Below are 9,162 nucleotides of genomic sequence, written 5' to 3'. Positions count from 1 at the left end.
CGGTCCTCGGGAGTGGGACCGGCGCCCTCGCGACGCTCGCCCTCGGCGCCTACGGTGTCCTCCTGGGGGTGGTTACGGTCGGGGCGCACCTGCTCGCGGACGCTTTGACGCCCATGGGGATCCAACCGTTCGACCCCGTCGACGGACGGGACTATTCGCTTAGTGTGACCCGAGCAGCGAACCCGATAGCGAACTACGCCCTGCTCGCCCTGGGGAGCGTCGCCGTCGCCGGTGCGTTCCTGGCGGGCGGCATGATCACATGACCGAAAACGAAAAACGGCGGAATAGAGGTTCTACCCCACACACTAACGGAATAGTCACGAATCTTTAACCTCTCGGGTAACATGGTTCCTTCCATGGCAGCAACCGAGGCGCAAATCCCGCTATCGAAGGAACGCCGGCGCGAGCTCAAGGTTCTCAAAGCGGAGGAGGACCGGCGGAGTTACGACGAAACGCTCGCGGCGCTGCTCGACGCCTACGATACCGAGGACAACGACTAAATCCCATACCCGTAACTATGGGAGTAGTTGAATCAGCCGACACCAAAACCGGGCTCTTTGGCCAGGGACCGGTTCCGGTGTCGAACTAAATTGGTCTGCCACCGTAACGCGAAGGCACCGGGCGGCGGGCCTTCTGCTTGGACCTACGGGGTCCGGGTTGAAGGCTTTTACTCTCGGTGCACGGCGCGGAGCGGGGGCAACACGCCCGCGAATGAGCACGACACCCAACCCTAACACCGAACGAACCGACGCACCGACCGACGAGAGTTCCCCGAGTTGTGGGGCCGAGGAGATGCCCGAGATCATGGGCTGTCCGTTGGCCCACACCGTCGACACGGGGGAGGGGGGACTATGACGCCCACCGAGGACACCGACCGAGTGGAACAGCTCGCCGAGTACCTACGCCTACACCCCGACGCGAGCGCTCCCGGAGTGATCGGCGCGACCGGCGCGGACCCGAGTGTGTGGCTCGACGCCGTCGCCGACGCCCTGGAGACGGACACGCCCGCCGAGGCGCTCCGGAACGCCGAAACCACCGAGCCGGAGGGTGGTTCTCGGGACACGAACCCCACCCCTGAGGCGGACAAAGCGGGTTCGTCGACGCCGGACATGGACACGGACGCCGAGGACACCGGCGCGTGGGCCGAGGCGGACTTTGCCAACCCCGAGCCGGACACCTACCCGCCGGCGCTGCTGGAGCGGGAGAAGTGGATGGGCCGGCTCGCCGGTGAGAAGCTCCCGTTCGCGCCGTGGGGGGACGCCGACCACCCGGACGGCGAGGACGGGAAGGACGCCCGTTACAAGTGGGGGATTAGCGACCACTACACGGACGGCGAAACTGTCGCTCTTGCCGAGGAGGACCACCGGCTCGGGGGGCGCGTGTTCATCCAAACCGAGAGCGACCCGTTCGCGTTCGTCGACGGCGACGACGTTCGGGACCCGGACACCGGCGAGGTACACCCGGCCTTTGTCGCCCTGCTGGAGCAACTCGGGCGGACCTACGCCGACGTTTCGACCTCCGGGAGCGGTGTCCACGCCTACTACCAGGGAGAGCTCCCGCTCGCCGGCCACGGACAAGCCGTGTTCGACATAGACACCGAACCGTGGGGAGCGAACGATAGCGTCCCGACCGTCGAGATCTACGCGAATAAGCACGTTTGCGTTACGACCGGCGAGCACGTTCCGGGGACCGGCCTGGACGTCGTCGAGTGGGACGCCGACGCCCTCCGGTCGGTTCTGGAGGCCAACGGCTACACGGACAAGGAACCGATCACCCACGACACCGACCGGGACCGTCCCGAGCTCGAGGAGTACGACCCCGTCGCCGTCGACGCCGAGGAGAAGGCCGACGACGTCCGGGACGTTCTCGCGGGCGTCGAGCGTCTTACCCCGCGCGACCTCCCCCTCCGGACCCGGAAAACCGGGACCGATAGCACGGGCTGGAGTACGTGGGACCCGAGTTACCGCTCCAGCGAAAGCGGGGAGAGCCTACACTCCCCCCCCGACGACCCGGTCTTTCACGACCACAAGGAGGGGGAGAGCTTCGGCCTGCTCGGGCTGTTTGCTGCCGAGGAGGGGATACTGTCGAACCCGTGGGACCGGCTCGAAGGCGCCGAGTGGTGGGAGGCCGTCGACGCCGCCCGCGACGCCGGCGCGCCGATCCCCGAGTTCGACACCCGCGCCGACGCCGACCACACCGCCGTCCTCCCGCCGAGCGTCCGGGACCTTACGACGGCCGCGAGCGGGTGGGACTGGCGCCACGCCGCCGAACAGGACGCCGCCGGGACCCTATCCGTCGACGACGTCCGGGAGCGGACTGTCGGCGCTCTCACGGACGCCTACACCTCGGGCGACCGCGTTCTCGTCGAAGCCCTGCCGACCATGGGGAAGTCCTACGGTTCGATCAAGGCGGCCGCCGACACCGGCGAGGAGATTACCGTTCTCACGGGGCGCGGACACAAAGAGCAGTACGGCCAGCTCAAAGAGTGGTGCGAGGAGCACGGGCTGACCTACAAAGTCCTCCCGTCGTTCACCCGGGACTGTAGCACGGCCAACGGCGAGCACGGCGAGGAGTGGGCCGACACCGTCACTACCTGGTACCACCAGGGAGCGTCGCCGAAAGCGATTCACAAGTTCGCCGAGGACGTTCTCGGCCGCCCGCTCCCCTGCCAAGAGCACGACGGCCAGCGGTGTCCCTACGCCGCCAAGTGGGACTTTGACCCGGACACGGACGGGAGCGCCGACGCCGGCGAGGACGTCCCTGTCGACGTGTTGATCGGCCACTACGCCCACGCCCACAAGCAGAAGGTTACGACCGGGCGGACTGTCGTGTTCGACGAGTTCCCCGGGGGCGCCTATCAGACAGTCCTCGGGCCGGAGCTCCAGGGGGCGGTGTCCTACTGGTTGGACACCGTCGACGCCCTCCCGTTCGACAGTTACACCGACCTCGTCGAGAACCGGAGCGACGAGGAACGCCGGGCGGACGCCCTACTGTGGTTCGACGAGCACGGTGTCGAGCCGGACGAAACCCACGTATTCGACGACCGGAGCGCCCACGCGGACGCTCCCCTGGCGGTGTTTTCCCTGCTCGCCGGCGACGACCTCGGGAACGGCTTTGAGACGGCGGACCTCGGCGACGGTGTCCGGGCGACGTTCGACCGAAGCCGTGGGAGTGTGTCCGTCCTCCAACCCCCGGCGCTGGAGTACGCGAGCGGTGTCGTCGCTCTCGACGGGACGCCCACAAAGCGAATGTGGGAGCTCTCCCTCGGCGAGCGACTGAACCACCGCGAGATCCTCCACGGGGGGGAGCGGGCCGAATACGTCCGGGACGCCCTGAACCTGAACCTCGTCCGGACCACCGAGTACATCAAGCCCTACAACTCGGCCGACCACGTCAACACCGAGCAGGACGCCGCCCTTCTCGAAGCGATTACCGAGGAGCACGGCGAACGCCCGGCCGTGATTACGACGACGACGGCCGAGGAGGAATACGCCGCCGAGGAGGTTCTCGACCACGTCGCCGACACCAAACACTACGGGAACGTCCTCGGGAGTAACGAGTTCGACGACACCCGGCTCGGGGCGGTGATCGGGAGCAACCACTACGGCGACGACTACATCAAGAAGTGGGGCGCCTACGCCGGCGAGAGCGTCGAGCGGAACGACGAGAAGGGGGCGGGACTCTCCTACGGTGGGTTCGGCGACGCCGTCCTCCAGCATATGCGCGAGCACGACACCCTACAAGCGGCCATGCGGTTCGGCCGGGACGGGAACGGCGCCGTCGTCTATGTCCATACGAACACGCTCCCGGAGTGGGTCCCTGTCGCCGGCGAGGGGCGGGTTCTCAAAACCTGGAGCGACGGCATGAAGGACGTCCTCGCGGCGCTGGAGGACCTCGGGGAAGCGACCACCGAAGCCGTCCGGGAGCACCCGGCCGTGAGTCTCTCGCGGCAACAGGTATTCGCCCACCTGGAGGAGCTCCGCGACCGGGGCGTTCTCGACCGCGAGCAGGACGCCGAGGACGGGCGCCGTGTTGTGTGGGTCGACGACGGCCTCCACCGAGTAAGCGACCACGGGGAGGCGGAGCTCGACCCGGTCGAACTGGAGGAGCTCGACGACGGCGAGGTTCGTCAACTATCCCGTAGTAGTATCTATACGTGGGACTTTACGAACCTCTCCGGTTCACCGGGGCCGGACACGTCCGGCGCCGGTTCCACCCCGTCGACGACGACAAGCGACGCCGATACAGGGGGCGGCCGGCCACCGGACCCGGCCGACTGACGCCGAGATCGGGCGGACGTTCGCCCGGCGAGCAGCGACGGCTACACCCACCCGGCGAGTTAGTCATTAATTAGTGTTTTCTGGAGTTTTGAGCCTTCTACCGCCCGTTCACACTGAAGTATAAGTGTGTGTCGCACACATTTCACAGCATGGATCGGACAAGCATCCCTCTCGGTACAGCCACCCGCGACGCCCTGAAGGAGTACAAGGAGGAGCACGACCTGGAGAATTACAACGCCGCCGTTCAGGACCTCCTCCCGGACGAGAAGGGCCTGGGCGGTTCTACAATCAAGTAAAACCGCATGACTACGAGCGAATCCGGGGTAGTAGACGGTAGTGATACCGGGCGGGACGCACCCGACTACACGACCGTCGACGTCCCGACGACCAAGCCGCCCGAGGAGTTCACGTACCAAGAGCGGCGCGCGGACCTCTTGGGACAGATCCGCGACCTCGGCCACCCGTCCATGCTCCACCAGGGGGAAGCGGCCGAGCGGTACGGGGTCAGCCAACAGCAAATCAGTAAGGACCTCGACCGGATCGCCGAATCCTGCCGCGAGCACCTAACACAGTCCCGCGACCGGCGCGCGCTCCAGTTGGATAGTGTCGTGCAGCGGGCTATCCGTGGGATGCTCGCGGACGAGGAATGGCGGGCGGCCGCTCGCACGGCGATCAAGTACCAGGATTTTCTCCAGGATTGGGAGGACGTCGAGCAGCTGGAGGGGAAGGTAGCAGGACTACGCGAGGAGCTGGAGGAGAGCGAAACGCACCTTACGGACGTCATGGGGGCAGACAAATGACCGGCAAACGCGACCTGGAGAGAGAGCTCGAGGAATTGGCCGACGGCCTCGCCGACCACTCGACCGACGACGGCGACCCACCCACGAAAGCCGAGCTCGGTGTGACGGCGGGGTTCGTTCGTTTCGACGGCGACGACCCTCCCGAGATTCCCGAGGGTTGGACCTGGGAACGCGAGGAGGACGCGACGAACGGGGGGGCGGACCTCAACGTCGCCGTCCGGGAGGAGAGCGACGAATGAGCCGGCGGAGTTACGCCGAGGTGGCGGAGAAGATCGAGCGGCTCAAAGAACTCGCCGAGGACTACGCCGAGAACGACCACCCGGACCCGTGGGACGACCCCCCGGAGGTAAGCGACTAACCCCGAGTGCTGATGACCCCCGCTTCTCGGTCGGGCGGGGCGAGGCACCAATTGTCGTCTCAGTCAGGGGCGGCCTTGTCACCCGCCCTTCGTTCATACTCATACTCATACGATGCACACCAACACCAACACCACCGACGCGGAGGGACAGTATGCACACTAAAGCGGCGCTCGGGTTCGACCTCGCGCTCCAGATACGGGAGGAGAGTTACGAGATCGAGGAGGACGCTCGGGGCGTCGCCCATGCGTTCGCGCTCGACGACGACACCCGCGAGCAGCTGGAGAGTGGCGTCGAACGCGCGTTCGACCGTGGGACCGTTTCGTCCGTCGACGTCCAACCCGGCTACCTTCGCGCTCGCGTGGAGCCAGGGAGGCCGGCGGAAGTGTCGCCGGCGGACCTCGTCGGCGCCCTGGAGAACGTCCCGAAGTGGTACAACCAGACCCACGCGGACGGGGGCGAGCGCATCATCCCGGGCGACACCTACGTAACCGTCTACCTGCCGGACGGGGCGACCACGCCCGAGGAGTTCGTCGACACCGTAACGGGCGACGACCGCGCTCCGGACGCGGACGGTCCCATATGCTCACTCTCCCGCGACGGGGACCCGTCGATCATGCCCGACCGGTACTTCTCCTACCACGTCGTCGTCCCGCTCGACCCGGAGATGTACGACGCCGGTAACAGGCACCCCTTCGAGTGGGGGGAGTTCGAACGCGAGCGGTTCGCCGAGCTCGTCGTCGACGACCCGGTCCTTTGGCCCGGTGGGGTTCAGTCGGTCCGCTCGCTCGAGCTCCACCCCGAGCACGTGACCGTCCGGCTCGACCTGGGGAACGTGGTCAACACCCCGGAGAGTGTGTGTGAGACGGTCGGGGAAGCGCTCGACAGGTACAACCGGGCGCCTGGGGTGCACCCCCGGCTCGGTAAAGGGGGGCAACAAGTCCTCCCGCCGGATTTGGCCCTGGGGGCGCCCGTGTATATCGGGGCGGTCGAACCCGAGCGGACCGTCGACGACTGGATCGCGACGCGCGAGCTCGACGCCGTCGACGGCGAGCCGATAGAACCCGAACCCGAACCCGAGGAGGACGGCGAGAGTGGCGGGCTGCTCTCTTGGGGCGGATAGCGTGGGGGGCAAGAGCGCCCAATCCCGGTTGGTGATTGAAGGCCTACACACCGACCACGGTGTTAGGTACCAAATTCGGGGGGATCACCCAATCGGGGCCGACTTTGGTAGTGAATCGGGAGAGTCAGCTATCGCCCGACTCGAAGACGTGGGGAGGAACGTCGACGTAACGCGGTTTGAAGATGGTCGAACGGCCGTGCATCTCAAACTCTTTCCCGAGGTAAGAATCCGGTCGGCTATCTCTTTGCGCGACCTGGATGGGGTAGTTGTTGATACCTTCCGGCTACACCTTCCGGAGTCACTTGTCCCGGAGGGGCCGCATAGGGAGGCGGTGGAATCCGTTGGGCAGCTCGTCGAAACGGCAAACCCCCCAACCCATCTTGAGGTGTCGGTCCCTGCGCCGGGAGAACCCCATGCCGGCGTTCCCCATGTCGTGTTCGATCCGGAGGAATCCCGCCCGAGGAATCTCCGGTTCCTTCCGGTGTCTCACTTGGCCGCGTTCATGGCCGACCTCAAACGATTACCGGAATAGCCCGGAGTTGGTCCCGGGAGCGAAGATTACGACGCGAAGCGACGTTTCCGGTACGACCCCGAACCGCCGGACGGCGGTACGATAGGGCAAAAAACACCGTCGAACCACCCACATACCCGGCGAGACATGCCGGTAATTGGGTAATGGATCTGGTAGGTGGGCCGAGCGTTAACCAACACGGACGTCCTCGAAACGCCGGCTGTTGGTTAAGACTGAATGGGGAGTTTTGCAAGTCGCCCAACGCGCGCGCGACGGCGGTGCGGAAATCGAAAAGAAGCGGCTGGCGGTCCCTACTCGTCGACGCCGTCGCACCCGTCCCGGTGGCTCGCGTGTTCGCGCTCGCCGGCGAGGACCTCGACGCCGCAACCAGTACACCGGACGTAACGGGCGCCGGTGAGCTCGCCGTATTTGTCCCGTTCGGTAAATGGTCCCTTCCACCGAGCGGGAGCGTCGACGACAACGGCATGATCGGTTTCGGTGGCGGTTCCTTCTTCAGTCGGGGTATCGTATGCGGACATGGTCGTTCTCTCCAGAAGGACCGGCTCGCGTGTTCCTACCACGCGGGCGCTTTCACGCCCCGAGGACCCCGCCCTTCCTGTTCCTACCTTAGAAGGCACTAACCATAAACCCACCGGAGAAGGTACTACTCCCGGGTATGCCCGTGTTCGTTCCCTCGAAGGCACTACCTTTTAGGGCATTAATGCCGTAGTGGGCACTATGGACCCACCCGATACGGGCGGCCGAAAGCCGAGAGTGACCGACAGGGACCTGCTCGACGTGTTCCGCGACGCCGAGGACCCCGTCCTTTCGACCGCCGAGGTGGCGGACGCCGTCCCGATCAAGCGCCGAGGGACGCTAAACCGGCTCCGGGGGCTGGAGGACGCCGGCGACCTGGAGAGCAAACAGATAGGCGGGCGAAACACGGTGTGGTGGCTCGCGGACCTCTTGGACGTCGAGAGCGACCGGAGCGAAACGCGGGCCGACACATCGGCCACGGACACCGGCGCCGAGAGCGCCGACACACGCCCCGAGAGCGATACGCTCCCCGAGGACGTCCGCGACTACCTGGAGCGGGAGGACGTTCCACCAAAGACCGAGCACGGCCGTTCGGCCGTCGTCGACGTGTTCCGGTTCCTCCGGGAGCACGGGACGGCGAAAACGGGCGAGATCCAGGACGCCGTGTATCCCGACTACACCGAGGAGTGGGGGAGCGCCCGGACCATGTGGAACGCGCTCGACCGATACCTCCCGGACGTCCCGGGCGTCGAGAAAGGCGGTTACGGGGAGTGGGAATACACCGGCGACGACGACGTTCGCGAGGAGCTGGAGCCATGACCGAGGACGTCGACCCCGAGGACGCCCGACCGGAGGGGCATTACCCACGGTTTCGGTCGAACACATGGCACTACGTCCCGGCGGACCTCGCCCGAACTCTCTCCCTCGGGCCGGCCGGCGACGGCGAGCCGGGGCAGGACTGGGTTCTCTCCTACACGCCCGAGCGTCGAGATCCCGACGACCGGGAGAAGGTGTTTGTCCGGCTCTCGCCCCCCGCCCTGGAGGAGCTATACGTCGAAACGGTGGGACTGTCGCCCGAGGACCGCCAAGCCGGACACACGGCCGAGTGTGACTTTTGCGGGGAGAGTGTCGCCCTGGAGAAAGCCGTCCCGAACAAACGCGAGGAGCCGGTACACAAGCGCTGTTACCGCGACGCCTACGGCGGGCCGGAGTGGCTGGAGCACTACTAACCATGCACAAGAAGGGCCATATCGGCGCCGCTCTCCTCGCGACCGCGCCGGTCGTGTTCGTAGTGACGGCCGCCGGGTTCTCGACGCTCGCCCTCGCCGGCGCCGGTGTCGTCGTCGCCGGTTCCATGCTCCCCGACCTGGATATGCGGCTCCCGTTCGTGACCCACCGAGGACCGACGCATACCGTATGGTTCGCCGGCGGTGTCGGTGTTGTGTATGGTGTCGTCGGCGCGGTCCTCGGGAGTGGGACCGGCGCCCTCGCGACGCTCGCCCTCGGCGCCTACGGTGTCCTCCTGGGGGTGGTTACGGTCGGGGCGCACCTGCTC

12 protein-coding genes and 2 pseudogenes are annotated in these 9,162 nt (G+C 66.4%); 13 read left to right on the top strand and 1 reads right to left on the bottom strand.

Annotation, left to right across the window (positions count from 1 at the left end; all coding sequences use genetic code 11):
* The 10 genes and pseudogenes from BMZ83_RS17055 to BMZ83_RS16615 all read left to right on the top strand — a co-directional run.
* Positions 1–263, top strand: a pseudogene (locus BMZ83_RS17055) (metal-dependent hydrolase); the annotation flags it as partial.
* A 93-nt stretch (positions 264–356) separates the two neighbouring features.
* Positions 357–500, top strand: coding sequence for a hypothetical protein (locus BMZ83_RS17050; protein WP_166623320.1), 144 nt, complete (start codon positions 357–359; stop codon positions 498–500).
* Positions 501–711: 211 nt separating this feature from the next.
* Positions 712–855: a hypothetical protein gene (locus BMZ83_RS17045; protein ID WP_166623321.1), complete on the top strand. Its 144-nt coding sequence runs from the start codon at positions 712–714 to the stop codon at positions 853–855.
* On the top strand, positions 852–4,280 hold the full coding sequence (locus BMZ83_RS15700; protein ID WP_074880884.1) for a hypothetical protein: 3,429 nt from the start codon (positions 852–854) through the stop codon (positions 4,278–4,280). The genes BMZ83_RS17045 and BMZ83_RS15700 overlap by 4 nt, the downstream gene beginning before the upstream one ends.
* 149 nt (positions 4,281–4,429) lie before the next feature.
* Positions 4,430–4,576, top strand: coding sequence for a hypothetical protein (locus BMZ83_RS17040; RefSeq protein WP_166623322.1), 147 nt, complete (start codon positions 4,430–4,432; stop codon positions 4,574–4,576).
* Positions 4,577–4,582: 6 nt separating this feature from the next.
* Positions 4,583–5,080, top strand: a complete 498-nt coding sequence (locus BMZ83_RS15695) for a hypothetical protein (protein ID WP_074880882.1) — start codon at positions 4,583–4,585, stop codon at positions 5,078–5,080.
* Complete coding sequence (locus BMZ83_RS15690; protein WP_074880880.1) at positions 5,077–5,319, top strand: hypothetical protein; 243 nt, start codon at positions 5,077–5,079, stop codon at positions 5,317–5,319. The genes BMZ83_RS15695 and BMZ83_RS15690 overlap by 4 nt, the downstream gene beginning before the upstream one ends.
* Complete coding sequence (locus BMZ83_RS17405; RefSeq protein WP_255458125.1) at positions 5,316–5,438, top strand: hypothetical protein; 123 nt, start codon at positions 5,316–5,318, stop codon at positions 5,436–5,438. Before BMZ83_RS15690 ends, BMZ83_RS17405 begins: the two co-directional genes overlap by 4 nt.
* Before the next feature lie 152 nt (positions 5,439–5,590).
* On the top strand, positions 5,591–6,559 hold the full coding sequence (locus tag BMZ83_RS15685) for a hypothetical protein (protein WP_074880877.1): 969 nt from the start codon (positions 5,591–5,593) through the stop codon (positions 6,557–6,559).
* A gap of 1 nt (position 6,560) precedes the next feature.
* Complete coding sequence (locus BMZ83_RS16615; protein ID WP_143077025.1) at positions 6,561–7,091, top strand: hypothetical protein; 531 nt, start codon at positions 6,561–6,563, stop codon at positions 7,089–7,091.
* A 290-nt stretch (positions 7,092–7,381) separates the two neighbouring features.
* Here BMZ83_RS16615 and BMZ83_RS15675 read toward each other — a convergent pair whose 3' ends face one another.
* The gene (locus BMZ83_RS15675; RefSeq protein WP_074880873.1) at positions 7,382–7,609 is read right to left on the bottom strand and encodes a hypothetical protein; all 228 of its coding nucleotides are present in this window, start codon (positions 7,607–7,609) and stop codon (positions 7,382–7,384) included.
* Positions 7,610–7,808: 199 nt separating this feature from the next.
* Here BMZ83_RS15675 and BMZ83_RS17035 point away from each other — a divergent pair, with 199 nt between their 5' ends.
* The 3 genes and pseudogenes from BMZ83_RS17035 to BMZ83_RS15660 all read left to right on the top strand — a co-directional run.
* Positions 7,809–8,426: a hypothetical protein gene (locus BMZ83_RS17035; protein WP_074880871.1), complete on the top strand. Its 618-nt coding sequence runs from the start codon at positions 7,809–7,811 to the stop codon at positions 8,424–8,426.
* Positions 8,423–8,836, top strand: coding sequence for a hypothetical protein (locus BMZ83_RS15665; protein WP_074880869.1), 414 nt, complete (start codon positions 8,423–8,425; stop codon positions 8,834–8,836). Before BMZ83_RS17035 ends, BMZ83_RS15665 begins: the two co-directional genes overlap by 4 nt.
* 2 nt (positions 8,837–8,838) lie before the next feature.
* A pseudogene (locus BMZ83_RS15660) lies at positions 8,839–9,162 on the top strand (metal-dependent hydrolase); the annotation flags it as partial.

Origin of the sequence: Halolamina pelagica (assembly GCF_900115675.1) — an archaeon.
GTDB classification, from domain to species: domain Archaea; phylum Halobacteriota; class Halobacteria; order Halobacteriales; family Haloferacaceae; genus Halolamina; species Halolamina pelagica.
The sequence above is the reverse complement of the archived record's forward strand: the minus strand, read 5'-3'. Positions and strand labels throughout refer to the sequence as shown.

Excerpts from the sequence above, each read along its gene's own strand:
- BMZ83_RS15700 (WP_074880884.1), top strand. The coding sequence starts at position 852 with ATGACGCCCACCGAGGACACCGACCGAGTGGAACAGCTCGCCGAGTAC.
- BMZ83_RS15685 (WP_074880877.1), top strand. The coding sequence starts at position 5,591 with ATGCACACTAAAGCGGCGCTCGGGTTCGACCTCGCGCTCCAGATACGG.
- BMZ83_RS15690 (WP_074880880.1), top strand. The coding sequence starts at position 5,077 with ATGACCGGCAAACGCGACCTGGAGAGAGAGCTCGAGGAATTGGCCGAC.
- BMZ83_RS17050 (WP_166623320.1), top strand. The coding sequence starts at position 357 with ATGGCAGCAACCGAGGCGCAAATCCCGCTATCGAAGGAACGCCGGCGC.
- BMZ83_RS17040 (WP_166623322.1), top strand. The coding sequence starts at position 4,430 with ATGGATCGGACAAGCATCCCTCTCGGTACAGCCACCCGCGACGCCCTG.
- BMZ83_RS15665 (WP_074880869.1), top strand. The coding sequence starts at position 8,423 with ATGACCGAGGACGTCGACCCCGAGGACGCCCGACCGGAGGGGCATTAC.
- BMZ83_RS17035 (WP_074880871.1), top strand. The coding sequence starts at position 7,809 with ATGGACCCACCCGATACGGGCGGCCGAAAGCCGAGAGTGACCGACAGG.
- BMZ83_RS17405 (WP_255458125.1), top strand. The coding sequence starts at position 5,316 with ATGAGCCGGCGGAGTTACGCCGAGGTGGCGGAGAAGATCGAGCGGCTC.
- BMZ83_RS15675 (WP_074880873.1), bottom strand. The coding sequence starts at position 7,609 with ATGTCCGCATACGATACCCCGACTGAAGAAGGAACCGCCACCGAAACC.
- BMZ83_RS15695 (WP_074880882.1), top strand. The coding sequence starts at position 4,583 with ATGACTACGAGCGAATCCGGGGTAGTAGACGGTAGTGATACCGGGCGG.
- BMZ83_RS17045 (WP_166623321.1), top strand. The coding sequence starts at position 712 with ATGAGCACGACACCCAACCCTAACACCGAACGAACCGACGCACCGACC.